Raw genomic sequence first — 24,457 nt, 5'->3', positions numbered from 1 at the left:
CGATGCTCAATCGAGCAGCGCCGCGTATTGCGGATGCCGCTGGATGAACACGGCCGCGTACGAACACGCCGGCACCACCTTCCAGCCTTGTGCCTGCGCATGGTCCAGCGCGGCGGAGACCAGTTGCGCCGCCAGCCCGCGCCCGCCGATCGGGCCAGGCACCCCGGTGTGGGTGATGACCATGCGCCCCTGCTCCAGCACGTAGTCGAGTTCGGCGCGATGGCCGTCGACCTGCAGGCTGAAGCGGTGCTGCTGCGGATCGTGCGCGATCGGGACGTTCGGTGCGGACATGGGGAAGTGGATGTGTCGCGGAGCAGGCAGTGTCCGCTGCGGCTTGCCGCGGCGATGTGAAACACCTGCCCAAGGGCGTCACGCCGCCGACGCGGCGCGTCAGCCGTACGCCGCTCAAGTCGTGCCGCGCGCGGCCGATACCGCCAGGACAGGCCGAAAACCTGGCATGGGAGTTGCACCTCCCATCACGCAGCGATCCAACAGGGAACCACGCGCATGAGCGAGACCGAGAGCAAATACGACCAGGGCGACCACAACGCCTCCCTGCTGGAAGGGCTGTTCCAACTGTCGGTCAGCGGCGACCACCAGGGCGGCGAATTCCAACAGCTCGACGACGAGGTCTACCAGCGCCTCAAGCGCACCTACGAGAACGCCGCCATCGGCAGCGCCAAGGTGCAGTTGCGCGGGCAGCAGACCCGCTGAACACAGAGGGCGGCCTGACGGACCGCCATCTGCCCCATGCGCGATGCGTGCCCACGACCGCATCGGCGCCACGGCGCATACCCAGCGCAGCGAATGAGAGATGCGCCGATCGCGCGGCGCCGCACGCCCGTGCGGACGCCAGCGCGTCGCGGATCAGCCGCGCCCGAAGCGCGGGTTCGCCAGCTCGCCCAGAAAGTGCTGCAGCACCGACGGCTCCATGATCAGCAGGAACATGACGCCGAACGCCGCGCCGGCCAGGTGCGCGCTGTGGTTGACGTTGTCGCCGCCGCGGCGGTCCATCCAGATGCTGTAGCCGACATAGAACACGGCATACAGGATCGCCGGGATCGGAATCGGGATGAAGAAGAAGAAGATCCCGGTCCACGGCGCCATCAGGATGAAGGCGAACAGCACCGCCGACACCGCGCCGGATGCGCCCAGGCTCATGTAGTTGGGGTTCTTCTGGTTCTTCAGGTAGCTGGGCAGGATCGAGACCACCAACGCCGACAGGTAGAACAGCGGGTACACCAGCATGTTGCCGGTCAGCCGCTCCATCAGCACCTCGATCGGGCCGCCGAAGAAGTACAGCGTGACCATGTTGAACAGCAGGTGCGGGAAATCGGCATGGATGAAGCCGTAGGTCACCAGCCGGTCGTACTGCTTGTGGCGGTCGATCGCCGGCGGCCACAGGATCAGCCGGTCGAGCAGCCGGCGGTTGTTGAACGCCGCCCACGACACCAGCACGGTGAGGACGATCAGGATCAGGTTGACGGGGGTGACGGAGGGCATGCGGGGTCTCAGGCGGGGCGGTAGTGGTCGACCATGCGGTAGCGGCGCGCGTACAGCCCGAACAGCAGTGCGGCGACGAACGCGAAGGCGGCGAAGAAGAACATCAGGAACGCGGTCTCGCTGAGCCCGGTGCTGCCGATGTGCGCGGTGACGCGGTCGTTGCGCACCGCCGCGTTGGACAGCAGCACCCACAGGTTGCCGACGGTGGTGGTGAGGTTCCAGAAACTCATCACCACGCCCTTCATCGACTGCGGCGCCTGGCTGTAGGCGAACTCCAGGCCGGTCGCCGAGACCAGCACTTCGCCGAAGGTCAGCAGCGCATACGGCAGGATCTGCCAGGCGATGGACAGGGCGTCGCCGCCGTCCATCATCACCTGCAGCGTGCCGACCACGATCCAGGCCAGGCCGCTGAAGGCGATGCCGGCGGTCATCCGCCGCAGCGCGGTCGGCTCGTAGCCGCGCCGGCGCAGCAGCGGATACAGCACCAGGTTGTTGAACGGGATCAGCAGCATCACCAGCGCCGGATTCAGCGCCTGCATCTGCGAGGCGCTGAACCACGCCGGCATCTGCATCTGCTGGCCCTGCAGCACCCAGGTCGAGGCCTTCTGGTCGAACAGCGAGAAGAACGGGGTGACCAGCGCGAACACCACCAGCACCCGCAGCACCGCACGCACACCGTCCACCGCCGCGTCCGGATGCAGCGCGCGGGCGCGCTCCAGTTGCCACCAGGTGCCGCCGCCGATGCCGGCCAGCAACAACACCAGCGCCAGGCACAGGCAGATCACCAGGCCCAGGGTCGGCACGAGGGCGAACGTCGCCAGCGCCAGCAGCACCGCCACGCCGGCCAGGACCAGGCCGGGGCGGCCCTGCCCCGGCGCCTGCCGCAGCAGCGCGGTGCGCACCACCTGGGCGAAACCGTGCGGATCCTTGGGCGGCAGCGGCACGCGCACGTAGCGGTGACGCCCGGCCCAGAACACCAGGGTCGCCACCAGCATCAGGATGCCGGGGATGCCGAACGCCCACGCCGGGCCCAGGTTCTTCAGCGCCAACGGGATCAGCAGCGAGGCGAACAGCGAACCGAAGTTGATGATCCAGTAGAAGGCGTCGAACACCACCTTGGCCAGGTGCTTGTTGCCCTGGTCGAACTGGTCGCCCATGAACGAGGCCACCAGCGGCTTGATCCCGCCCGCGCCCAGCGCGATCAGGCCCAGGCCGAGGAAGAAGCCGGTGCGATGGCCCTCGAACAGCGCCAGGCACAGGTGGCCCACGCAGTAGATCAGGCTGAACCAGAGGATGGTGCTGTACTTGCCGAAGAAGCGGTCGGCCAGCCAGCCGCCGAGCAGCGGGAAGAAGTACACGCCGATCATGAAGCTGTGCATGATGTGCTTGGCTTCGGCCTCGCGGCCGGGCGCCGTCACTTCCTGCAGCAGCAGCGAGGTGATCAGGAACTGCACCAGGATGTTGCGCATCCCGTAGAAGCTGAAGCGCTCGCAGGCCTCGTTGCCGATGATGTACGGAATCTGCCGCGGCATGCGCGCCGTGGCGCGCTCTTGCGCCGCGCTCATGCGGCGTTCCTCGTGGTGGCTTGGCTGCTCACGGGCCCTCGTCCAGGCAAAATTTTCAGAAGGTTACCCGATCGTTCCGGCGAATCGAACCGCTAGGACACGCCCTAGGTGCTTTCGCAATCGGCGCGCTGCCCGCATCATGGGCGCCTGTCCCGAGACGGTGCCGAGATGATCCGACCCTGGCTGGCCACCCTGTTGCTGCCGATGCTGCTCTGCAGCATGCCGTCGCTGGCCAGCGAGGCGGGCCTGTCCACCGAAGCCGAGCGCAGCGGATTCGCGCGCACCGGCCGCTACGCCGAAACCATTGCGCTGTGCGATGCCTTCGCGCAGCGCTATCCGCAGGCGGTGCGCTGTTTCGACTTCGGCACCACCCCGGAAGGCCGGCCGATGAAGGCGCTGGCGGTGTCCACCTCCGGCGCGCTGGATCCGGCGGCCGCACAGGCGCGCAAGCTGCCGGTGGTGCTGATCCAGGGCGGCATCCACGCCGGCGAGATCGACGGCAAGGACGCCGGCTTCCTGGCGCTGCGCCAACTGCTCGACGGCCAGGCCGCGCGCGGCGCGCTGGACAAGCAGGTGTGGCTGTTCGTACCGGTGTTCAACGTCGACGGGCACGAGCGCTTCGGCGCCTGGAACCGGCCCAACCAGCGTGGTCCGGAACAGATGGGCTGGCGCACCACCGCGCAGAACCTCAACCTCAACCGCGACTACGTCAAGGCCGACGCGCCGGAGATGCAGGCGATGCTGCGCCTGGTCGAGCAGTGGGACCCGCTCGTGTATGTGGATCTGCACGTCACCGACGGCGCGCAGTTCGAGCACGACGTGTCGATCCAGGTGGAACCGCTGCACGCCGGCGACACCGCGCTGCGCGGCGACGGCCTGCGCCTGCGCGACAGCGTGCTGGCCGATCTGAAGCGGCAGGGCTCGCTGCCGCTTCCCTACTACCCCTCCTTCGTGGTCAACGACGACCCCGCCTCCGGCTTCGAGGACGGGGTGCCGACGCCGCGCTTCTCGCACGGCTATTTCCAGCTGCGCAACCGCTTCGGCATGCTGGTGGAAACGCATTCGTGGAAGCGCTACCCCGAGCGCGTGCGCATCACCCGCAACACCATCGTCTCGGTGCTGCAGCAGGTGGCGCGACACGGTGCGCAGTGGCGCGCCGACGCGCTGGCGGCCGACACCCGCGCGCAAGCCCTGGGCGGGAAGACCGTGGCGCTGGACTACCGCACCACCGACGCCTCGCACCTGGTGGACTTCCGCGGCTACGCCTACACGCGCACGCCCTCGCCGGTGTCCGGCGCGCTGATGACCCGCTACGACGAGCGCACCCCGAAGATCTGGCGCGTGGCGCTGCGCGACCAGATCGTGCCCAGCGTGGAAGTCGCCGCGCCGCGCGCCGGCTACCTGGTGCCGGCGGCGCAGGCCGCCCTGGTCGGCGCCAAGCTGCGCCAGCACGGCATCGCCTTCCGCACGCTGGAGCACGACGCCACCCTGCCGGTGCAGACCTTCCGCGCCGACACCGCCAGCTTCGCCGCCCGCTCGTCCGAAGGCCACCAGCGGCTCAGCGTCGCCGGCGCCTGGAAGCCGGAGACCCGCGCGGTCGGCGCCGGCGCGCTGTTCGTGCCGATCGCCCAGCCCAAGGCGCGGCTGTTGATGGCGCTGCTGGAACCGCAGGCGCCGGACTCGCTGCTGCAATGGGGCGAATTCAACAGCGCGTTCGAGCGCGCCGAGTACATGGAAGACTACGTCGCCGAGGACGTGGCGCGGCAGATGCTGGCCAGCGATCCGGCGCTCAAGGCCGAGTTCGAGGACAAGCTCGAACACGACGCGGCCTTCGCCAAGGATCCGCAGGCGCGGCTGGAGTTCTTCTACCGCCGCCACAGTTCCTGGGACGAGCGCTACCGCCTGTACCCGGTCATGCGCAGCGACGAAGCACCGTCCTGACGCGCGGTTCCACCCTCCCCCCGACTCCCCCGATGCGCCTTCCCGTCATCTGCTGAAGAGGCTGTTCGCCCCGATATGAAAACGTTTACAGGATCCCTTTGCCTGACCCTCGCGCTGGCCTCGCCTTCCGTCGCCGCGCCGCCGGCGGCGGCCGTGGGCACGGCGTCCACGCCGAACGCCGCCGCTGCGCAGCGCCCGTGGAACGACCGCAACCTGTCGCCGGACCGGCGCGCCGCGCTGCTGGTGCAGGCGATGACCCCGGACGAGAAGTTCCAGATGCTGCACAGCTACTTCGGCCTGGGCAAGGACGGCGGCCCGAAGCCGGCCGGTGCGCTCGGCTCGGCCGGCTACGTGCCGGCGATCGAACGCCTGGGCATCCCGTCGCAGCAACTGGCCGATGCCGGCCTCGGCGTGACCAATCCCGGCAACATCCGCCCCGGCGACCACGCCACCGCGCTGCCCTCCGGCCCGGCCACCGCCGCCACATGGAACCGCGCACTGGCTTTCGCCGGCGGCGCCACCATGGGCCGCGAGGCCTGGCAGCAGGGTTTCAACGTGCTGCTGGCCGGCAGCGTCAACCTGCAGCGCGACCCGCGCAACGGCCGCAACTTCGAGTACGCCGGCGAGGATCCGCTGCTGGCCGGCACGATGGTCGGCGAATCGATCCGCGGCGTGCAGAGCCAGCACGTGGTCTCGACCATGAAGCACTTCGCGATGAACGACCTGGAGACCGGGCGCAACACCCACAGCGCCGACATCGGCGAGCAGGCCATGCACGAGTCGGACCTGCTGGCCTTCGAGCTGGCGCTGAAGATCGGCCAGCCCGGCTCGGTGATGTGCTCCTACAACCGCATCAACGGCGTGTACGGCTGCGAGCACGACTACCTGCTCAACCAGGTGCTGAAGCAGGAATGGAAGTTCCCCGGCTACGTGATGTCCGACTGGGGCGGCGTGCACAGCGGCTCCAAGGCGGCGCTGGCCGGCCTGGACCAGCAGTCGGCCGGCGAAGTGTTCGACAAGGCGGTGTATTTCGACCAGCCGCTGCGCATGGCGGTGGCCGCCGGCACCGTGCCGCAGGCGCGCCTGGACGACATGGTCAAGCGCATCCTGCGCGCCTTCATCGCCACCGGCAGCTTCGACAACCCGCCGCAGCACCAGCCGATCGACGACGCCGCCGGCGGCCTGGCCGTGCAGCGCGTGGTCGAGGAAGGCACGGTGCTGTTGCGCAACGAGGGCAAGCTGCTGCCGCTGTCGCGCAACCTGCGCCGCATCGCGGTGATCGGCGGCCATGCCGACAAGGGCGTGATCGGCGGCGGCGGCTCCTCGATGGTCGGCATCACCGTCAACGGCGGCAACGCGGTGCCGGGGATCGCCCCGACCACCTGGCCGGGCCCGGTGATGTTCCATCCGTCCTCGCCGCTGCAGGCGCTGCGCAAGGCCCTGCCCGACGCGCAGATCGACTACGCCAGCGGCGACGACGCGGCGGCGGCGGCCAAGCTCGCGCGCGAAGCCGATGTGGCCATCGTGTTCGCCACGCAGTGGTCGGCCGAGTCGGTGGACCTGCCGGACATCGCCCTGCCCGACAAGCAGGACGCGCTGATCGCCGGCGTGGCCAAGGCCAACCCGAAGACCGTGGTGGTCCTGGAGACCAACGGCCCGGTCGCCATGCCGTGGCTGCAGCAGGTGCCGGCGGTGCTGGAAGCCTGGTACCCGGGCATCCGCGGTGGCGAAGGCCTGGCGCGGCTGCTGCTGGGCGAGGTCAACCCGTCCGGCCGCCTGCCGGTGACCTGGCTGCGCGACGTGTCGCAACTGCCGCGGCCGTCGATTCCCGGCCTGGGCTTCAAGCCGGCGCAACCGGCCGGCAGCAACGTCGACTACAGCATCGAAGGCGCCAACGTCGGCTACCGCTGGTTCGCCGCACGCGGCCTGGAGCCGGTGTATCCGTTCGGCTACGGCCTGTCCTACACCACGTTCGCCTACGGCAACTTCAAGGTGCAGGCGGACGGTCACCGTGTCGTCGCCAGCTTCGACGTGCGCAACACCGGCGATCGTGACGGGGCCGACGTGCCGCAGCTGTACCTGCGCCTGCCGCAGGGCCATCACACCCCGATCCGCCTGGTCGGCTGGGACAAGGTGCTGCTCAAGCCGGGCGAGAGCCGCCACGTCAGCATCGTCGCCGAGCCCAAGACCCTGGCCGACTACGACCCGAAGCAGCGCCACTGGCACATCGTCGCCGGCGACTACGAGGTGCTGCTGGGCCGTTCGGCGACGCAGGTGGAGGCGCGCGCGCCGCTGCACCTGAAGGACGGCGTGCTGCAGCATTGACCGAGGCGCGCGGCGCACGCGCGCCGTGTGTACCGGTCCCCGCCCCGCCTCCGCGCCTGTGCGCGCCGGAGGTGGGGCGATGTTCGTCATTGCCACCTGCGCGGCACCGATTGTGTGGCGGACGCCGCAGCACCATCGGCTGTATACGCAACCCTGAGACGCTGCGCCGTAGCATCGCCCGCATGACTCCCCGCGTCTTCCGATGGCATCGCACCGGCTGGCTGTTGCTGGCCGTGGCGGCATTGGCGCAGGCGCACGTGGCGGCGGACGCGGTGCCGACGGCCTCGGCCACGGCAGACGCCGCCCTCACCGTGGTCACAGTCACGCTCGCCCCGGATCCGCGCGCCACGCAGGACGGCGACGACTGGATCGCGCGCCGCGAGCGCATTGCCGTGGCCCTGCAGCGCCTGCATCCCGACGCCATCGCCCTGCAGGAGGTGCTGCAGACGCCGGAGATGCCGAACCAGGCGCAATGGCTGGCCGCGCGCCTGGGCTACCACTGCCACTTCATCAGCACCGATCCGCCCAGCCGGCCGCAACGCCGCGGCAATGCGCTGCTGACCCGCCTGCCGGTGCTGGTAGAGGCCGAGACCTTGCTGCATCCGCTGGAGGACTACAGTGTCGCCGGCCTAGTACGGGTGGACCTGCACGGGCAGCCGGTGAACCTGTACTTCACCCGCCTGCACGCGACGCGCGACGGCGGCGCCAGCCGCCGCGAACAGGCCGAGGACCTGATGGCCTGGATCGATGCCACCGCCGAGGGCGTGCCGTCGCTGCTGGCGGGTGGCTTCTTCGCCGCGGCGCGTGCGCCCGAGTTGGCGCCGTTGGCAACGCGCTTCGAGGACGCCAGCGTAAGCGGCGAATCGGCGCGCAACCGGATCGACGTGCGTGCGCCCGGGACCGCGGCCGCGGCCGACCACGTGTTCTTCGAACGCGGCCACTTCCGCCCGCTGCACGGCGCACGCTTGCTCGCGCCGGCGCCCGACCTGCCCGTGGCCGGCACGCGCGGCCTGCTGATGGCACTTCAGCCGCTGGACCCGATACCGACATCGCTGCAACCGGCGCCATAGCGGACGGCAGGCTGGGCACGTTCGCGCGCCGTGCGATCACCGCCTTGCGATGCGGCGCATGGGGGTGGATCGGCATCGGCATGCCATCGGACCGAAACGATCGGGCATCGCCGATTCCCTGCTTTTGTCACGCACAGCGTCATCTGCAGGAGCGTCTTCGGCCGCGACAAAGCATTCCCGGTAACGCCCATCGCGGCTGAAGCCGCTCCTGCGCCTGCACGCCAAAGGTTTAGCGCGCCCTGGCGACGCAGCGGCGCAAGCGGCGGCCAATGCGGCATAGGCCGCCATCGCTGCCGAAGCACGCTGGTCACGCGCGCGAGGGCCGCATACCAACCTGGCAGCCACGCCCCACCCGCACTTCCAGCGCTTATGCCGGGCATCCACACAAAAAAAGGCCGGGCGAACCCGGCCTTCTTCATGGTGCAGCGCTGGCGCGCGATCAGCCGATCGCGGCGTGGTAGCGGCGCTCCACTTCCTTCCAGTCGACCACGTTGAAGAACGCGCCGATGTAGTCCGGACGGCGGTTCTGGTACTTCAGGTAGTAGGCGTGCTCCCACACGTCCAGGCCCAGGATCGGGGTGTTGCCCTCGAACAGCGGGCTGTCCTGGTTGGCGGTGCTCTCGACCACCAGCTTCTTGTCGGGGGTGACGCTCAGCCAGGCCCAGCCGCTGCCGAAGCGGGTCAGCGCGGCCTTGGTGAAGGCGTCCTTGAACTTGTCGAAGCCGCCCAGTTCGGCGTCGATCGCCTTGCCGACGTCGCCGCTCGGCGTGCCGCCGGCATTCGGCGCCATCACCGTCCAGAACAGCGAGTGGTTGGCATGGCCGCCGCCGTTGTTGCGCACCGGACCCTGCAGGTTCTCCGGCAGCGACTTCAGCTTGGACACCAGCGCCTCGATCGGAAGGTCGGCGTACTCGGTGCCTTCCAACGCGGCGTTGACGTTGTTGATGTAGGTCTGGTGATGCTTGGTGTGATGGATCTCCATCGTCTGCGCATCGATGTGCGGTTCCAGCGCGTCGTAGGCGTAGGGCAACTTGGGGAGGGTGTAGGCCATGCGGTTCTCCTGGACTTTCGCCGTCGAAAGGACGAGCGTTGCGTGAGCAATGGTAGGGACGGTCGGCGACCTTACCAAGGGCGCGGCTGGGGAAACATCGTCCCATCCCGCGGCGGCGGTGCCGGCCGGCCTTGCGAATCGGCGCCTACCATGCCCCACGCCCCGGTTAGTCGGATGTGAATCGCACGAGTCACCACCGTGACCGGCGGCGTTTAGAGCGCGAACAGGCAGGCCGGCCCATACTGTGTGCGATGGCGCCACCCTACGCGCCGCCGCCGTTCCTGCAGGAGAGTCCATGCGCAAGCCCGTGCTGTTGATCGCCGCCATCGTGTTGCTGGTGGGCGGGCTGTGGGGCATCCGCGGGCTGCAGCATCCGCCGCACCAGCAGTTCGCCCCCTCGCTCGACGCAGCCGCGCAGGCGCCGTACACCGCGCCCGGCAAGGCAGCCGCGGCATCGGATGCCGCGACGCCGGAGCTGCCCGCATTCCTGCCGCCCGAAGCCCGCGCCACGGTGGCATTGATCCAGCGCGGCGGCCCGTTCCCGCATCGCCAGGACGGCAGCGTGTTCGGCAACCGCGAGAACCGCCTGCCGGCGCAACCGCGCGGCTACTACCGCGAGTACACCGTCGATACGCCCGGACTGTTGCATCGCGGCACGCGCCGCATCGTCACCGGCGGCACGCCGCCGCAAGTCTGGTATTACAGCGACGACCACTACGACAGTTTCCGCAGCTTCCAGGTCGGTGGCGCGGGGCCGGCGCGATGAGCGGCTTCCCGTTCGCGCTGAACCTGGCCGAGCCGGCCGCCTCCGGCGTCTACCGCGTCGCCAACCGCGACCTGGACAGCGTCGCCGCCCTGGCCCGCGACGCCGGCCTGCGGCTGTGTCGGATCGACCTGCACGGCTGCACCGGCAAGGCCATGTTGCTGATGCGGCTGGCCGCGCAACTGGACTTCCCGCCCGGCTTCGGCCGCAACTGGGACGCGCTGACCGACGGCCTGCGCGACCTGTCCTGGCTGCCCTCCCCGCGCGGCTACGCGCTGCTGCTGGAGGACGCCGGGCAGTTGCAGGCGGTGGCGCAACCGGCCTTCGACGTGCTGCTGGACATCCTCGACGACGTCGCCCGCGAATGGGCGCAGGACGGCGTCAGCTTCGTCGCGTTCGTGGGCGGCAGCGAGGAAGCGGAAGCACCCGCCGAGTCGGATTGACCTGACCGCGCTGCGCCGAGAACCGCTCGCACAACAGGCCACCCGCACATGCCCCCCCTGTGGGAGGGGCTTCAGCCCCGACGCGACACCCCCCAACGCCCACGCATCCGGTCTTTGATCTCGGTAAAGCGGCCGCCGTGGTCGTTGCCGCCGCAGGCCCAGGGTGTTTGTGCCGAGCCCCGGCTCTTCAACCGTCCAGCTCGCTCCACCGCGCATACGCCGCATCGAGGTCCGCCTGCGCCTGGCTCAGCGCCTGCGTATGCGCGGTCACCGCCGCCGCGTCGCGCTGATAGAACGCCGGGTCGGCCATCGCCTCGGTCAGCGCCGCGACCTGCTGTTCCAGCGCTTCGATCCGCGCCGGCAACTGCTCCAGTTCGCGCGCGTCCTTGTAGCTGAGCTTGCGCTTGGCCGGCGCGGGCGCCGGCGCCGGCGCCGCTGCAGCGGCCGCCACCGGCGTGGTCGCCGCCGCGGTGGCCGAAGCCTTGGCCACCGCCATCGCGCTGGCCGGCGTCGCCGGGCGCTGGCGTACCCAGTCGCTGTAGCCGCCGACGTATTCGCCGATGCGGCCGTCGCCTTCCATGACCATGGTCGAGGTGACCACGTTGTCGATGAAGTCGCGGTCGTGGCTGACCAGCAACAGCGTGCCGCTGTAGTCGCCGAGCAGTTCTTCCAGCAGCTCCAGGGTTTCCACGTCCAGGTCGTTGGTCGGTTCGTCCATCACCAGCAGGTTGGACGGCTGCGCGAACAGCCGCGCCAGCAGCAGGCGGTTGCGCTCGCCGCCGGACAGGCGGGTGATCGGCGCGCGCGCACGCTCCGGGGTGAACAGGAAGTCCTGCAGGTAGGCGTGCACGTGCTTGCGTTTGCCGTTGACCTCGATGAAGTCGCGGCCCTCGGCCACGTTCTCGATCGCGCTCCAGTCCTCGCGCAGGGTGGCGCGGTACTGGTCGAAATACGCCACCTGCAGATTGGTGCCGGCGCGCACTTCGCCCTGGTCCGGGGTCAGTTCGCCCAGCAGCAGCTTCAGCAGCGTGGTCTTGCCGCTGCCGTTGGGGCCGATCAGGCCGATACGGTCGCCGCGCAGGATGGTGGTGGAGAAGTCGCGCACCATGCTGCGCGCGCCGAAGGCGAAGCTCAGGTCCTTGGCCTCGATCACCTTCTTGCCGGAGGACTCGCCCTGCGCGGCCTCCATGCGCACGTTGCCGCCGAGTTCGCGGCGCTGGGTGCGCTCGCGGCGCATCGCTTCCAGCCGCCGCACACGCCCCTCGTCGCGGGTGCGCCGGGCCTTGATGCCCTGGCGGATCCACACTTCTTCCTGTGCCAACAGCTTGTCGAAGCGCGCGTTCTCCTGCGCCTGCGCATTGAGCCGCTCCTCGCGGCGGCGCTCGTAGTTGGCCCAGTCGCCCGGCCAGCTGCTGACCTGGCCGCGGTCGATCTCGACGATGCGCGTGGCCAGGGCACGCAGGAACCGCCGGTCGTGAGTCACGAACACCACGCTGCCGTTCCAGCCCTTGAGGAAGCCTTCCAGCCAGTCGATGGCCTCGATGTCGAGGTGGTTGGTGGGCTCGTCCAGCAACAACAGGTCCGGCGCCGAGACCAGCGCGCGCGCCAGCAATACGCGGCGCTTCATGCCGCCGGACAGCCGCGCGAATTCGGCGTCGCCGTCCAGTTCAAGCCGCGTCAGGGTCTCGTTGACCCGCTGGTCCAGCGCCCAGCCATTGGCGCCATCGATCTTGGACTGCACGGCGCCCAGCGCATCGCCGTCGAATTCGGCGGCATGGCTGAGCCGATGGAACTCGGCCAGCCAATGGCCGAGTTCGCCCAGGCCGTCGGCGACCACGTCGAACACGCTGCCGGCAGCGCCATGCGGCACCTCCTGCTCCAGCCGGGCGATGCGCACGCCCTGCTGCACGCGGACCTCGCCGTCGTCGGGCTTGAGCTCGCCGGCGATCAGTTTCATCAGGGTGGATTTGCCGGCGCCGTTGCGGCCGATCAGGGCGATGCGTTCGCCCTGCTCGATCGACAGGTCGGTCTTTTCCAGCAGCAAGGGGCCGCCGACGCTGTAGTCGAGGTTCTGCAGAGTGATAAGAGGCATGCCGTATTGTACGGGACCCGGGACCCGGGACCCGGAAATCAAAAAGCGGCGCGTCGTGCGAATCGAAATGCCCTTTTGCTGTTGACGTTCCGGGTCCCGGGTCCCGAGTCCCGGCCCCACCAGCTAAAATGCCGCATGAACGATTTCGCCACCCTCTCCCTTTCCCCGGCGCTGGCGCCCGGTATCGACGCGCTCGGCTACACCCGCATGACCCCGGTGCAGGCGCAGAGCCTGCCGCCGATCCTGGCCGGCCAGGACGTCATCGTGCAGGCGCCCACCGGCAGCGGCAAGACCGCTGCGTTCGGCCTGGGCCTGCTGCACAAGCTGGATCCGGCACTGAGCCGCGCGCAGGCGCTGGTGCTGTGCCCGACCCGCGAACTGGCCGACCAGGTCGGCAAGCAGTTGCGCAAGCTGGCCACCGGCATTCCCAACATGAAACTGGTGGTGCTGACCGGCGGTATGCCGCTGGCGCCGCAACTGGCCTCGCTGGAGGCGCACGACCCGCAGGTGGTGGTCGGCACGCCCGGCCGCATCCAGGAACTGGCGCGCAAGCGCGCGCTGCACCTGGGCGGGGTGCGCACGCTGGTGCTGGACGAGGCCGACCGCATGCTCGACATGGGCTTCGAGGAGCCGATCCGCGAGATCGCCAGCCGCTGCGACAAGCATCGGCAAAGCCTGCTGTTCTCGGCCACCTTTCCCGAGGAAATCCGCGCATTGGCGCGCGACCTGCTGAAGGAACCGGCGGAAATCACCGTCGAGGGCGCCGACAGCGCGCCGGAGATCGACCAGCAGTTCTTCGAGGTCGACCCGACCTACCGGCAGAAGGCGGTGGCCGGCCTGCTGCTGCGCTTCACGCCTGAGTCCAGCGTGGTGTTCTGCAATACCCGCAAGGAGGTCGACGAGGTCGCCGGCTCGCTGCAGCAGTTCGGCTTCTCCGCGCTGGCGCTGCATGGCGACATGGAACAGCGCGACCGCGACGAGGTGCTGGTGCGCTTCGTCAACCGCAGCTGCAACGTGTTGGTCGCCAGCGACGTGGCCGCGCGCGGGCTGGACGTGGAAGACCTGGCGGCGGTGATCAACTACGAACTGCCGACCGACACCGAGACCTACCGCCACCGCATCGGCCGCACCGCGCGCGCCGGCAAGCACGGCCTGGCGCTGAGCCTGGTGGCGCCGCGCGAGACCGCGCGCGCGCAGGCGCTGGAAACCGAGCAGGGCCAGCCGCTGCGCTGGTCGCGCGCGCCGCTGGCCACCGCACGGCCGGCGCAGCTGCCGCAGGCGGCGATGGTCACCCTGCGCATCGACGGCGGCAAGACCGACAAGCTGCGTCCCGGCGACATCCTCGGCGCGCTGACCGGCGATGCCGGGCTGTCCGGCGCGGCGATCGGCAAGATCGCCATCTACCCCACCCGCTCCTACGTCGCCATCGCCCGCGCCCACGCCGGCAAGGCGCTGGCGCAACTGCAGGCCGGCAAGATCAAGGGCCGCCGCTTCCGGGTCGCCAAGCTGTGAGCGCGGCGCAGCAGGTCCTGGCGTCGCTGCGCCCGGACGAGGACGGCAGCCTGTGGAGCGATGCGGTGCCGGTCCCGTGGATGCGCGGCAGTTGCTGCTTCGTGCTGGTGGGCTGCGAGCCTGGCGACGTTCCGGTCGACGCGGCGCCCGCCATCGAGACCTTCCTGCAACTCGATGCCGCGGTCTTCGACGCGGCGGCGCCGCACGTGTTCGCCTACTACCGGCACACGCAGGCGCTGTGCGCCAAATACGGATGGCCTTCGCCTGACATCGCCGACCCCGCCGAGGTGTGGGCGCACGTGCAGTTCGGCAGCGAGGCGTATCTACGCCGCTACCGCGACGGCCGCCTGCGCATCAGCCTGGAATGCAACTGCGACTGGGAAGCCGAACACGGACTGCAACTGGTGTTCGCCGACGACGGCCGGATCTGCAAGGTCGGTCCGTTCGATGGCCACATAAGCCATGCCGCCGCGCATGCGGACCCCAGCCTGGAAACGGTGATCTACCCGACCTGACACGGCGCCTGCGGTTGCGGCGTCAGGCGTCGCCCGCGCCATGCGCGATCGCCACGACGCATGTGCGCCGCGGCCGCGCCCAATGCATCGATCCCCGGCCGCGCCACCTGCGCTGCCAGGAGCAGTGGCCGTGCTCAGTACGTCAGCGTCGCCAGCAGCGGCAAGGTCTCGCTCCAGCGATCGCGTCCACGCAGCCCCTGCAGTTCCACCAGTACCGCGGCGCCGACCACTTCCAGTTCCAGTTGCTGCGCCAACGCCAGGGCCGCGCGCAGGGTACCGCCGGTGGCGAGCACGTCATCGACCAGCAGCACGCGCGAACCGGCCGGCAGCGCATCGGCGTGCATTTCGATGCGGTCGCTGCCGTACTCCAGCGCGTACTCCTGGGTCACCGTCCTGCCCGGCAGCTTGCCTGGCTTGCGTACCGGCACGAAGCCCGTACGCAGTTCGTGCGCCAGCGCCGCGCCCAGGATGAAGCCGCGCGACTCGATGCCCAGCACCGCCTGCAGCGGCGTGGTGCGCCACGGACGCGCCATCTCGTCCAGCGCCGAGGCGAAATCCGGGCCGTCGGCCAGCAGCGGCGTGATGTCCTTGAACACGATGCCCGGCTTCGGGAAATCGGCGATATCGCGGATGCGGCCGGACCAGTGGGCCGGTGCGTCGCTGGGCGCGCCGCAGCAGGAGGAATCGTTCATCGCACAGTCGTATGGCGTGGGGGAACGCAAAGTCTAGTCGCAAGGCGGCACCGCGTCGCGGAGCCGCCTCGTCGGTCTACGACTTACGCCGCCGCTGCGCTCGCGTCCTGCCGCGCGGACCCGCGAAACAGGCCGCGCACCAGCACGAAGAACAACGGCACCAGCAACACTGCCAGCACGGTGCCGGTGACCATGCCGCCGATCACGCACACGCCGATCTCGCGGCGGCTGGAGGCGCCGGCGCCGGTGGACAGCGCCAGCGGCAGCACACCGGCCACGAACGCCAGCGAGGTCATCACGATCGGCCGCAGGCGCAGCCGCGCGCCTTCCAGCGTCGCCTCCAGCAACGGTCGCCCGGCACGCTGCCGCGCCTCGGCGAATTCGACGATCAGGATCGCGTTCTTCGCCGACAGGCCGATCGTGGTCAGCAGGCCGACCTGGAAGTAGATGTCGTTGACGAACCCGGCCAGGGTGGTCGCCAGCACGGTGCCGACCACCCCCAGCGGAATCACCAGCAGCACCGCCACCGGGATCGACCAGCTTTCGTACAGCGCCGCCAGGCACAGGAAAATGAACAGGATCGAGGCGGTGTACAGCCACAGCGTCTGGTTGCTGGACAACTGCTCCTGGTAGGACAGCCCGCTCCATTGCAGATCGAAGCCCTCCTGCTTGGCCACCAGCGCCTGCATCCGCTGCATCGCCTCGCCGGAACTGCTGCCGGCCGCCGCGCCGCCCTGGATCTGCGATGCCGGCAGGCCGTTGAAGCGCTGCTGCAGCTGCGGGCCGCGGGTCCAGTGGGTGCTGGCGAAACTGGCGAACGGCGCCATCTGCCCGCCGCTGCCGCGCACGTACCACTGCGCGATGTCCTCCGGCAGCGCGCGGTACGGCGCATCGCCCTGCACGTACACGCGCTTGACCCGGCCGCGGTCGATGAAGTCGTTGACGTAGCTGCCGCCCCAGGCGGCGGCCAGGGTCGCGTTGATGTCGCTCTGCGCCAGGCCCAGCGCGCTGGCCTGGGCGTGGTCGATGTCCACCTGCAGTTGCGCCTTGTCGCCCAGGCCGTTGAGCCGCACCGCGGTCAGCTGCGGATCGTCGCCGGCCTCCTTGAGCACCTGCTGCTGCGCCTTCAGCAGCGCCGCGCGGCCGGCGCCGTCGCTGTCGCGGATCCACAGCTCGAAGCCGCTGGACTGGCCCAGGCCGCGCACCGCCGGCGGCGACAGCACGCTGATCTTGGCGTCGCTGACCCCGCGGAAATGCGCGTTGGCGCGGTCGATGATGGCCTGCGCGGTGTTGTCGCGGTTGCGCTCGCCCCACGGCGTGAGCGCCACGAAGGCCTGGCCGGCGTTCTGCCCGGTGCCGGCGTTGTTGCGGCCGACCACCATGAAGATCGCGGTGAGATTGGCCTTCTCGTGGGTCATGAAGTAATCGCTGATGCGCTTGCCCAGCGCCTGGGTCTTGGCCAGCGGCGTGCCTTCCGGCGTGGTGAACTGGATCTGCACCTGGCCCTGGTCCTCCACCGGCAGGAAGCCGGTGGGCATGCGCATGTACAGCACCACCATCGCCAGCGCTACCAGCGCATACAGCGCCATCCAGCGCCGCGGCCGCTGCAGCACCGTGCCGAGGCGGCGCTGGTAGGCCTGCTGGCCGCGCTCGACGCTGCGGTTGAACCACTGGAAGAAACGGCCGAGCTTGCGCTCCTGCTCCACCGGCTTGAGCAGGGTCGCGCACAGCGCCGGGGTCAGGGTCAGCGCGACCAGCGCCGACAGCGCCATCGCCGAGGCGATGGTGATGGAGAACTGCCGGTAGATGATGCCGGTGGAGCCGCCGAAGAACGCCATCGGCAGGAACACCGCGCCCAGCACCACGGTGATGCCGATCAGCGCGCCGGTGATCTCGCCCATCGAGCGCTCGGTGGCCTCGCGCGGCGGCAGATGCTCCTCGTGCATGATCCGCTCGACGTTCTCCACCACCACGATGGCGTCGTCGACCAGCAGGCCGATCGCCAGCACCATCGCGAACAGGGTCAGCGTGTTGATGGTGAAGCCGGCCGCGGCGAGGATGCCGAAGGTGCCCAGCAGCACCACCGGCACGGTGATCGCGGGGATCAGCGTGGCGCGCGCGTTCTGCAGGAACAGGAACATCACCACCACCACCAGCACGATGGCCTCGGCCAGGGTATGCACCACGTTCTCGATCGAGATCCGCACGAACGGCGTGCTGTCGCGCGGATAGGCCACGTCCAGGCCCGGCGGGAAGGTCGGCTTGAGCCGTTCGATGGTGGCGTGGATCGCGTCGGAGGTGGCGATCGCATTGGCGCCGGCGGACAGCGTCACCGAGAAGCCGGACGCCGGGTGGCCGTTGAGCGTGGCGTTGTTCTGATAGTTCTCCGCGCCGATCTCCACCCGCGCCACATCGCCCAGGCGCACGCTGGAACCGTCCGCGCGCGTGGCCAGGATGATCTGCCGGAACTGCTCGGGCGTCTGCAGCCGCGACTGCGCGGTGACCGTGGCGTTCAGTTCCTGCTCGGCGCCGGTGGGCAGCGCGCCGAGTTCGCCGGCGGTGACCTGGGTATTCTGCGCCAGGATCGCGCTGCGCACGTCGCCGGGCATCAGTTGGTAGGCATTGAGCTTGTGCGGGTCCAGCCACACCCGCATCGCGTACTGCGCGCCGAACACGTTGATCTCGCCAACGCCGTTGATGCGGCTGATCGGGTCCTGCAGGGTGCTGACCAGATAGTCGGAGATGTCGACGTTGTCCATGCGGTCGGTGCGGTCGTAGATCGCCACCGCCATCAGGCTGTCGCCCTGCGACTTGGCCACGGTCACGCCCTGCTGCTGCACTTCCTGCGGCAGCCGGTTGAGCGCCTGGTTGACCGCGTTCTGCACCTGCACCTGGGCGATGTCGGGATTGGCCGCCTGGTCGAAGGTGATGCTGATCCGCGCCTGCCCCGACGAGGAACTGGTCGAGGAGAAGTACAGCAGGTGGTCGATGCCCTTGATCTGCTGTTCGATCACCTGGGTGACGCTGTCCTCCACGGTCTGCGCCGAGGCGCCGTTGTAGGTGGCGGTGACGTTGACCGAGGGCGGCGCGATGTCCGGGTACTGCTCGATCGGCAGGGTGAACACGGCGATGGCGCCGGCGGCCATGATGCAGATGGCCAGGACCCAGGCGAAGATCGGGCGGTGGATGAAGAAACGCGGCAGCATGCCGGCTCAGCCCTGGCTGGCGGCAGGCGCGGCCGTGGCGGCGGCGGTCTTCACCGTCACCTTGGCACCGTCGCTGAGGCCTTGCCGGCCCACCACCACCACCCGCTCGCCGGGCTTGAGGCCATCGCCGACCAGCCAGCGGTCGCCGACCGCGCGCAGTGTGGTGAACTCGCGCTGGCGCACCACGTTGTCGGCGCCCACCACCCAGGCCACCGCCTCGCCGCGCGGGGTGCGGTCCACCGCCGCCTGCGGCACCAGCAGCGCCTGCTGGCGCACGCCCTGCCCGACCAGCGCGCGCACGTACATGCCCGGCAGCAGTTGCGCATCGGGATTGGGGAAGCGCGCGCGCAGGGTCACCGCACCGGTGGTCTCCTCCACATCGAGGTCGGCGAACTCCAGCGTGCCCGGCAGCGGATACGCGGTACCGTCGGACAGGGTCAGCCGCACCTGCGTGCTGGCCGGCTGCACGCCTCCGGCGGCGATCGCCCGACGCAGCGCCAGGAACTGATTGCCGGACTGGGTGATGTCCACGTTCATCGGATCCAGTTGCTGGATCTTGGCGATGGCATCGGTCTGATTGGCGGTGACCAGCGCGCCGGGGGTCACCCGCGCGCGGCCGATGCGCCCGCCGATCGGCGCCAGCACCGTGGCGAAGCGCAGCTGCGTACGCGCGGTGTCCAGCGCCGCGCGTTGCGCGTCGCGGCTGGCCAGCGCCTGCTTGTAGGCGGCCTGCGCATCGTCCACGTCCTGCTGCGCGGCCAGCCGGGTCTTGCCCAGGGTGCGGTAACGCTCGGCGCGCAGCGTGGCGGCGGCGAGCGTGGCCTCGGCGGTGGCCAGGTTGGCCTGCGCCTGGTTGGCCGCGGCCTGGTACAGGGTCGGCTCGATCTGGAACAGCGGCTGCCCGGCCCGCACCGTGGCGCCCTCCTCGAACAGCCGCTGGCGCAGGATGCCGCTGACCTGCGGCCGCACCTCCGATTCTTCCGAGGCCACGGTACGCCCGGCCAGTTCCACGCTCAGCGGCACGCTCTGCGGCTGCAGGGTCACCACCTCCACCGTCTTCGCTGCCGGCGCCGGCGCCTTGCCTCCCCCCTTGCAGCCGGCGAACGCGAGCACGACGACGGACAGCAGCAACGGCAGCGCGCGGCGGCGCTGGACGAAAGGCGCGGGCATGCGCTTGATCCTGGGGACGGCGGGGAGGATCATTTAATTTACTTAAAGACAAAAAAACAATCATGAAGGGAAGCACAACCCTTCGCCGCCAGGATGCGCAAACTGCGACGGCGACGGCCGAGCCGGCGACAACGGGCGTGCCCGCGCGCCCGCGTGGACGGCCGGCACTGGCGCGGCCACGCCTGCTGGCGGCGGCACACACCCTGCTGCTGGAACACGGGCTGGACGTGTCGCTGGAACAGATCGCCAGCCAGGCCGGGCTCACCCGGCAGAGCCTGTACAACCATTTTTCCAGCAAGGCCGAGCTGCTGATGCAGGTGTTCGAGGCCCTGGGCGAGGAGCTGCAGACCCGGCTGGAGAACATCGGCAGCGCCACCGCGCAGGACCTGCCCGCAACCCTGCGGCAGATCGCGCTGACCGTGCCGGCGCACCTGTACGCGCCCGACGCCTTGCGCCTGCATCGCCTGCTGGTGCAGGCCAGCGCGCAGATGCCGGACCTGCTGCAGTCGCTGCACCAGCGCCGCGCCGGCCGCCTGCGCGAGCGCCTGAGCGCCTTGCTGCAGACCCTGCACGCGCGCGGCGACGTGCAGGTCGCACGCCCCACCCTCGCCGCCACCGCGTTCATCGGCGCCACCTTCGGCTATGCCTATCCCGGGGCGATGCTCAACGGACAGGCGCCGGACGCGGCCGCGCAGCAGGCGCTGGCGGAGGAAGTGGTGGCGACCTTCCTGGCCGCCTGGCGCTATCGCGGCGCGACCGCGCCCTGAGCGCACGCGCCGGCCCCGCTCAGGAACTGCACGACAGCATCGAACAACCAGCCCGGCTGCGCGCCCAGTCCGGACGCTTCGCCGCGAAGGCCTCGCGCCCGGGCTGCTCGTCGTAGGGACGCCGCATCACCTCCAGCAGCTCGTCGATGCCGCCGGTGTCGCCCTGCTCGGCGCGGTCGATCGCCTGTTGCGCCAGGTAGTTGCGCAGCACATAGCGCGGGTTGGCCGCGCGCATCCGCTCCGCACGCACGGCGGCGGGCAGCGGATCGTGCTGCAGGCGCTGCGCATAGCGGGCCAGCCAGGCCTCGAACGCCGGCGCCTGCGCCGCCAGCTTGTCCGGGTCGTAGAACGCGTCGGCCAGCGCCGCCAGGGCCTGCGCCGGCGTCCACGGCGGCAGCGGCAATGCGCTCAAGCCGCGGAACCACAGGGTCATGTCGACCTCGCCCTGCTGCAGCAAATCCAGCACGTCGCGCATCAGCGCCACATCGGCGTCGCCGCAGGTCGCCAGGCCGAGCTTGGCAGCGATGTTGTCGCGCTCGGCCTGCGCATACTCGGCGCGGAACCGTTCGAGGCCGTCGTGCAGTGGCGACACGTCGTCGAACAGCGGCGCCAGCGCCTGCGCGAGCCGGCCGAGGTTCCAGTACGCGACCTGCGGCTGCGTACCGAAGCGGTAGCGGCGGCCCTGCGCATCGGTGGTGTTGGGCGTCCAGTCCGGGTCGTAGTCGTCGACCCAGCCGTAGGGGCCGTAGTCGATGGTCAGGCCCAGGATCGACATGTTGTCGGTGTTCATCACCCCGTGCACGAAGCCGACCCGCATCCAGTGCGCCACCATGCGTGCGGTGCGCGCACAGATCTCGGCGAACCAGGCCGCATCGCGTGCGCCACCGGTGCCGGACAGCTCCGGGAAATCGCGTGCGATCACCAGATCGGCCAGGCGCCGCAGCAAGGCGGTGTCGCCGCGCGCGGCCGGCAGTTCGAAACTGCCGAAGCGCACGAACGAGGGCGCCACCCGGCACACCACCGCGCCCGGTTCGGCGCGCGGGTGGCCGTCGTAGAACATGTCGCGCACCACCGTCTCGCCGGTGCCGACCAGGCTCAGCGCACGTGTGGTCGGCACGCCCAGGTGATGCATGGCCTCGCTGCACAGGAACTCGCGGATCGACGAGCGCAGCACGGCGCGGCCGTCGGCGCCGCGCGAATACGGCGTGGGCCCGGCGCCCTTGAGCTGCAGCTCCCAGCGCCGCCCGTCCACGCCCAGCGCCTCGCCCAGCGAGATCGCGCGGCCGTCGCCGAGTTGTCCGGCCCAATGCCCGAACTGGTGCCCCCCATAGTTCGCGGCATAGGGCTGCATGCCCGGATAGCGCGCATTGCCGGCGAACACCGCGGCGAACTCCGGCGCCCGCACCTCCTGCTCGGACAGCCCGAGCAAGGCGGCCACCTCCGGCGAATACGCCAGCAGCCGCGGCGCCGCGACCGGCGTCGGCTCGACCGGCGACCACAGCGCGCCCAGCACCTCGCGGCGCCGCGGACCGGTTTCCGGGTCGCCAGGCAGCTCGGCGACGAAGCGATTGTCGAAACGCAAGGAAGGCATGGGCAAGAGCGTAGAAGTCGCAGGCTTCATTGGAAAGTCCGCGAGGTGAGCATCCAGTGCACGCCAGGTATCGCGAGAGCCCGAAAAGCCCCTCTCCCCCCGGGAGAGGGGTTGGGGTGAGGGTCCGACCACCGCGAACCCAGCGTACGCGCAGTAACCCCCGCTTTTACCACTCCCCACTCCCCACTCCACGCCCCACCTCCACTCGCCGCCGACATGGGCATCCGGCATGCTCCGCGCTCCTCTCAGGGATCGCCCATGTCCGACCGACCGTCTTCGCCCCGCTGGCCCCGCAACGCCCTGATCGCCCTCTCCTCGCTGCTGGTCTCGGCCTGCAGCAGCCTGTTCTTCGGCGGCCTCAACGCCAGTTCCTCGCGGCATGGCCTCCACGAGCAACGTGGGATCGTCTACGACGCGGCGCATGGCCTGGCACTGGACGTGTATCGCCCCGCCGGGGTGGAGCACGCGCCGGTGGTGGTGTTCTTCCACGGCGGTACCTGGAAGACCGGCAACCGCCAGAACTACCGCTGGGCCGGCGAAGCGCTGGCGCGGCACGGCGTGGTCGCGATCGTGCCGGACTACCGCAAGTATCCGCAGGTGACCCTGGACGGCTTCATGCGCGATGCCGCCACGGCGGTGGCCTGGAGCCAGCGCCATGCCGCCGACTACGGCGGCGATCCGCAACGGCTGGTGCTGATGGGCCACTCCGCCGGCGCGCACATCGCCGCGCTGCTGGCCACCGACGCTCATTGGCTGCAGGCGCAGGGCCTGTCGCCGCGGCAACTGTGCGGCCTGGTCGGGCTGGCCGGCCCCTACGACTTCCTGCCGCTGACCGATCCGGACCTGATCGGCATGTTCGGCCAGGACCCGGCGCAACAGCGGCGCTCACAGCCGGTGAACTTCGTCGACGGCGACGAGCCGCTGGCGCTGCTGTTGCACGGCGACGCCGACACCGTGGTGGAGCCGCGCAACAGCCAGTCGCTGCAGGCCGCGCTGCAGCGCGCCGGGGTACCGGCCGAACTGAAGACCTATCCCGGCGTCGGCCACATGCGCCTGGTGCTGGCGCTGCGCAAGGACGACCCGGCGCTGCCGGTCATGGCCGACAGCATCGCCTTCGTGCGTGCCTGCCCGGCACGTCCCCCCGCCCGCTGACCCGGACGACGCGGACGGAACTCAACCGTCCGCGCTGCCGAGCAGTTCGAATGGACCACCCTGCTGCAGCGCGCGCTGATAGGCGGGGCGCTGCTCGATCCGCTGCACGAACCCGGCCAGGTTCGGATGCGTCTGCAGGCCGATGCGCGCCGCGGCGGCCTGCACCGGGAAGCTCATCTGCACGTCCGCGGCGGTGAAGCGGTCGCCGGCGAACCAGCCGGTCTCGGCCAGTTCGCGCTCCATCCAGTCCAGGTGCAGGCGCACCTGCGGACCGACGAAACCATGCATCGCCTTGTCGACGATGGCCTTGGCGATCGGCCGCGCGAAGAACGGCATCTTCGCCGAGCGGATCCGCCCGAACACCAGGCTCATCAGCAGCGGCGGCATCGCCGACCCCTCGGCGTAGTGCATCCAGTAGCGGTAGCGCAGGCGCTCGGGCGAATCCAGCGGCTGCGGCGCCGGCGACAGCGTGCTGCCGGTGTCGTAGCGGTCCACCAGATAGTCGAGGATGGCCCCGGACTCGGCGAGGACGTGACCGTCGTCCACCAGCACCGGCGACTTGCCCAGCGGATGGATCGCGCGCAGCTCCGGCGGCGCCAGCATGGTCTTGGGATCGCGCTGGTACTTGATCACCTGGTACGGCAGCGCCAGTTCCTCCAGCAACCACAGCACGCGCTGCGACCGGGACTGGTTGAGGTGATGCACGGTGATCATGGCGACGACTCCGGAGCTCGGGGGCCGCCATGGTAGCCGGATGCAGGTGTGAACCCGCGCATGCAGGGCATGGTCGCTGCGTCTGCCGCTATGGCAATGGCGCGGCGATCAGCGGAAGTTCGCTGCCCGAAAAAAGAAACACCCAAACAAAAACGCCGGAAGCTTGCGCTCCCGGCGTTCGGCACCTTGCGGTGGCAGACGTCCTTAGACGGCCTGCACCTGGTCAGCCTGCATACCCTTCTGGCCCTGCACGGCGACGAAGGTCACCTTCTGGCCTTCCTGCAGCGACTTGAAGCCGGTGCCCTGGATCGCGCGGAAATGCACGAACAGGTCCGGGCCGCTTTCCGGGGTGATGAAGCCGAAGCCCTTGGCATCGTTGAACCAC

The 24,457-nt window shown here is 69.9% G+C and carries 21 protein-coding genes; 10 read left to right on the top strand and 11 right to left on the bottom strand.

The features are described 5' to 3' along the window. Positions 1-6: 6 nt before the first annotated feature. Positions 7-291, bottom strand: a complete 285-nt coding sequence (locus CEK69_RS19455) for a GNAT family N-acetyltransferase (RefSeq protein ID WP_152247448.1) — start codon at positions 289-291, stop codon at positions 7-9. A gap of 216 nt (positions 292-507) precedes the next feature. Between CEK69_RS19455 and CEK69_RS19450 the strand changes: the two genes are divergently transcribed. Beyond that, entirely contained in the window at positions 508-714 is a 207-nt protein-coding gene (locus CEK69_RS19450) for a hypothetical protein (RefSeq protein ID WP_017909505.1), read from the top strand. Positions 715-867: 153 nt separating this feature from the next. On the opposite strand, the gene CEK69_RS19445 is transcribed toward CEK69_RS19450, so the two are convergent. After that, positions 868-1,503 (bottom strand): rhomboid family intramembrane serine protease, encoded by a 636-nt coding sequence (locus tag CEK69_RS19445; protein WP_017912452.1) that lies wholly within the window; start codon positions 1,501-1,503, stop codon positions 868-870. Between the two features lie 8 nt (positions 1,504-1,511). Beyond that, positions 1,512-3,068, bottom strand: a complete 1,557-nt coding sequence (locus tag CEK69_RS19440; RefSeq protein WP_152247446.1) for an oligopeptide:H+ symporter — start codon at positions 3,066-3,068, stop codon at positions 1,512-1,514. A 168-nt stretch (positions 3,069-3,236) separates the two neighbouring features. Between CEK69_RS19440 and CEK69_RS19435 the strand changes: the two genes are divergently transcribed. The 3 genes from CEK69_RS19435 (at position 3,237) to CEK69_RS19425 (ending at position 8,404) form a co-directional block, all read left to right on the top strand. Then, positions 3,237-5,009, top strand: a complete 1,773-nt coding sequence (locus CEK69_RS19435; protein WP_152247444.1) for a M14 family metallopeptidase — start codon at positions 3,237-3,239, stop codon at positions 5,007-5,009. 75 nt (positions 5,010-5,084) lie between these two features. Further along, a complete protein-coding gene (locus CEK69_RS19430; protein ID WP_152247442.1) occupies positions 5,085-7,334 on the top strand; it encodes a glycoside hydrolase family 3 C-terminal domain-containing protein in 2,250 nt (749 codons plus the stop codon). Between the two features lie 182 nt (positions 7,335-7,516). Next, entirely contained in the window at positions 7,517-8,404 is an 888-nt protein-coding gene (locus CEK69_RS19425) for an endonuclease/exonuclease/phosphatase family protein (protein ID WP_152247440.1), read from the top strand. Positions 8,405-8,843: 439 nt separating this feature from the next. Here CEK69_RS19425 and CEK69_RS19420 read toward each other — a convergent pair whose 3' ends face one another. Continuing rightward, positions 8,844-9,455, bottom strand: coding sequence for a superoxide dismutase (locus tag CEK69_RS19420; protein WP_010340242.1), 612 nt, complete (start codon positions 9,453-9,455; stop codon positions 8,844-8,846). A gap of 295 nt (positions 9,456-9,750) precedes the next feature. Between CEK69_RS19420 and CEK69_RS19415 the strand changes: the two genes are divergently transcribed. After that, positions 9,751-10,221: a ribonuclease domain-containing protein gene (locus CEK69_RS19415; RefSeq protein WP_152247438.1), complete on the top strand. Its 471-nt coding sequence runs from the start codon at positions 9,751-9,753 to the stop codon at positions 10,219-10,221. Then, complete coding sequence (locus CEK69_RS19410) at positions 10,218-10,661, top strand: barstar family protein (RefSeq protein WP_150410214.1); 444 nt, start codon at positions 10,218-10,220, stop codon at positions 10,659-10,661. The genes CEK69_RS19415 and CEK69_RS19410 overlap by 4 nt, the downstream gene beginning before the upstream one ends. Before the next feature lie 187 nt (positions 10,662-10,848). Here CEK69_RS19410 and CEK69_RS19405 read toward each other — a convergent pair whose 3' ends face one another. Continuing rightward, the gene (locus CEK69_RS19405; RefSeq protein WP_152247436.1) at positions 10,849-12,753 is read right to left on the bottom strand and encodes an ATP-binding cassette domain-containing protein; all 1,905 of its coding nucleotides are present in this window, start codon (positions 12,751-12,753) and stop codon (positions 10,849-10,851) included. A gap of 135 nt (positions 12,754-12,888) precedes the next feature. On the opposite strand from CEK69_RS19405, the gene dbpA reads away from it, so the two are divergent. Both dbpA and CEK69_RS19395 read left to right on the top strand, forming a co-directional pair. Further along, positions 12,889-14,265, top strand: coding sequence for an ATP-dependent RNA helicase DbpA (gene dbpA, locus CEK69_RS19400; RefSeq protein ID WP_017909317.1), 1,377 nt, complete (start codon positions 12,889-12,891; stop codon positions 14,263-14,265). Beyond that, entirely contained in the window at positions 14,262-14,780 is a 519-nt protein-coding gene (locus tag CEK69_RS19395; RefSeq protein ID WP_152247434.1) for a hypothetical protein, read from the top strand. The genes dbpA and CEK69_RS19395 overlap by 4 nt, the downstream gene beginning before the upstream one ends. A 134-nt stretch (positions 14,781-14,914) precedes the next feature. On the opposite strand, the gene CEK69_RS19390 is transcribed toward CEK69_RS19395, so the two are convergent. The 3 genes from CEK69_RS19390 to CEK69_RS19380 all read right to left on the bottom strand — a co-directional run bounded on the left by CEK69_RS19390 (position 14,915) and on the right by CEK69_RS19380 (position 19,848). Further along, a complete protein-coding gene (locus tag CEK69_RS19390; RefSeq protein WP_017914078.1) occupies positions 14,915-15,472 on the bottom strand; it encodes an adenine phosphoribosyltransferase in 558 nt (185 codons plus the stop codon). Positions 15,473-15,555: 83 nt separating this feature from the next. Continuing rightward, positions 15,556-18,678 (bottom strand): efflux RND transporter permease subunit, encoded by a 3,123-nt coding sequence (locus tag CEK69_RS19385; RefSeq protein ID WP_152247432.1) that lies wholly within the window; start codon positions 18,676-18,678, stop codon positions 15,556-15,558. Positions 18,679-18,684: 6 nt separating this feature from the next. Beyond that, positions 18,685-19,848: an efflux RND transporter periplasmic adaptor subunit gene (locus CEK69_RS19380; RefSeq protein ID WP_152247430.1), complete on the bottom strand. Its 1,164-nt coding sequence runs from the start codon at positions 19,846-19,848 to the stop codon at positions 18,685-18,687. A gap of 137 nt (positions 19,849-19,985) precedes the next feature. On the opposite strand from CEK69_RS19380, the gene CEK69_RS19375 reads away from it, so the two are divergent. Beyond that, a complete protein-coding gene (locus CEK69_RS19375) occupies positions 19,986-20,615 on the top strand; it encodes a TetR/AcrR family transcriptional regulator (protein ID WP_226975235.1) in 630 nt (209 codons plus the stop codon). Positions 20,616-20,634: 19 nt separating this feature from the next. Here CEK69_RS19375 and CEK69_RS19370 read toward each other — a convergent pair whose 3' ends face one another. After that, positions 20,635-22,206 (bottom strand): YdiU family protein, encoded by a 1,572-nt coding sequence (locus tag CEK69_RS19370; RefSeq protein ID WP_152247428.1) that lies wholly within the window; start codon positions 22,204-22,206, stop codon positions 20,635-20,637. Positions 22,207-22,464: 258 nt separating this feature from the next. Between CEK69_RS19370 and CEK69_RS19365 the strand changes: the two genes are divergently transcribed. Further along, complete coding sequence (locus CEK69_RS19365) at positions 22,465-23,358, top strand: alpha/beta hydrolase (protein ID WP_152247426.1); 894 nt, start codon at positions 22,465-22,467, stop codon at positions 23,356-23,358. A 21-nt stretch (positions 23,359-23,379) separates the two neighbouring features. Here the strand turns inward: CEK69_RS19365 and CEK69_RS19360 are convergent, their stop codons facing one another. Then, a complete protein-coding gene (locus CEK69_RS19360; protein WP_017909326.1) occupies positions 23,380-24,072 on the bottom strand; it encodes a glutathione S-transferase in 693 nt (230 codons plus the stop codon). A gap of 204 nt (positions 24,073-24,276) precedes the next feature. Beyond that, positions 24,277-24,457, bottom strand: a 181-nt coding sequence (locus CEK69_RS19355; protein WP_152182864.1) for a cold-shock protein, incomplete at its 5' end; no start/stop codon positions are given.

The sequence above is a fragment of the Xanthomonas sp. LMG 12462 genome (assembly GCF_009192885.1).
Lineage (GTDB): Bacteria > Pseudomonadota > Gammaproteobacteria > Xanthomonadales > Xanthomonadaceae > Xanthomonas_A > Xanthomonas_A sontii.
Note: the sequence above shows the minus strand (reverse complement) of the source record. Positions and strands in the feature narration are given on the sequence as shown.

Excerpts from the sequence above, each read along its gene's own strand:
- CEK69_RS19455 (WP_152247448.1), bottom strand. The coding sequence starts at position 291 with ATGTCCGCACCGAACGTCCCGATCGCGCACGATCCGCAGCAGCACCGC.
- CEK69_RS19445 (WP_017912452.1), bottom strand. The coding sequence starts at position 1,503 with ATGCCCTCCGTCACCCCCGTCAACCTGATCCTGATCGTCCTCACCGTG.
- CEK69_RS19385 (WP_152247432.1), bottom strand. The coding sequence starts at position 18,678 with ATGCTGCCGCGTTTCTTCATCCACCGCCCGATCTTCGCCTGGGTCCTG.
- CEK69_RS19410 (WP_150410214.1), top strand. The coding sequence starts at position 10,218 with ATGAGCGGCTTCCCGTTCGCGCTGAACCTGGCCGAGCCGGCCGCCTCC.
- CEK69_RS19370 (WP_152247428.1), bottom strand. The coding sequence starts at position 22,206 with ATGCCTTCCTTGCGTTTCGACAATCGCTTCGTCGCCGAGCTGCCTGGC.
- CEK69_RS19435 (WP_152247444.1), top strand. The coding sequence starts at position 3,237 with ATGATCCGACCCTGGCTGGCCACCCTGTTGCTGCCGATGCTGCTCTGC.
- CEK69_RS19365 (WP_152247426.1), top strand. The coding sequence starts at position 22,465 with ATGTCCGACCGACCGTCTTCGCCCCGCTGGCCCCGCAACGCCCTGATC.
- CEK69_RS19425 (WP_152247440.1), top strand. The coding sequence starts at position 7,517 with ATGACTCCCCGCGTCTTCCGATGGCATCGCACCGGCTGGCTGTTGCTG.
- CEK69_RS19360 (WP_017909326.1), bottom strand. The coding sequence starts at position 24,072 with ATGATCACCGTGCATCACCTCAACCAGTCCCGGTCGCAGCGCGTGCTG.
- CEK69_RS19390 (WP_017914078.1), bottom strand. The coding sequence starts at position 15,472 with ATGAACGATTCCTCCTGCTGCGGCGCGCCCAGCGACGCACCGGCCCAC.
- dbpA (WP_017909317.1), top strand. The coding sequence starts at position 12,889 with ATGAACGATTTCGCCACCCTCTCCCTTTCCCCGGCGCTGGCGCCCGGT.
- CEK69_RS19430 (WP_152247442.1), top strand. The coding sequence starts at position 5,085 with ATGAAAACGTTTACAGGATCCCTTTGCCTGACCCTCGCGCTGGCCTCG.
- CEK69_RS19405 (WP_152247436.1), bottom strand. The coding sequence starts at position 12,753 with ATGCCTCTTATCACTCTGCAGAACCTCGACTACAGCGTCGGCGGCCCC.
- CEK69_RS19380 (WP_152247430.1), bottom strand. The coding sequence starts at position 19,848 with ATGCCCGCGCCTTTCGTCCAGCGCCGCCGCGCGCTGCCGTTGCTGCTG.
- CEK69_RS19450 (WP_017909505.1), top strand. The coding sequence starts at position 508 with ATGAGCGAGACCGAGAGCAAATACGACCAGGGCGACCACAACGCCTCC.
- CEK69_RS19420 (WP_010340242.1), bottom strand. The coding sequence starts at position 9,455 with ATGGCCTACACCCTCCCCAAGTTGCCCTACGCCTACGACGCGCTGGAA.
- CEK69_RS19440 (WP_152247446.1), bottom strand. The coding sequence starts at position 3,068 with ATGAGCGCGGCGCAAGAGCGCGCCACGGCGCGCATGCCGCGGCAGATT.
- CEK69_RS19415 (WP_152247438.1), top strand. The coding sequence starts at position 9,751 with ATGCGCAAGCCCGTGCTGTTGATCGCCGCCATCGTGTTGCTGGTGGGC.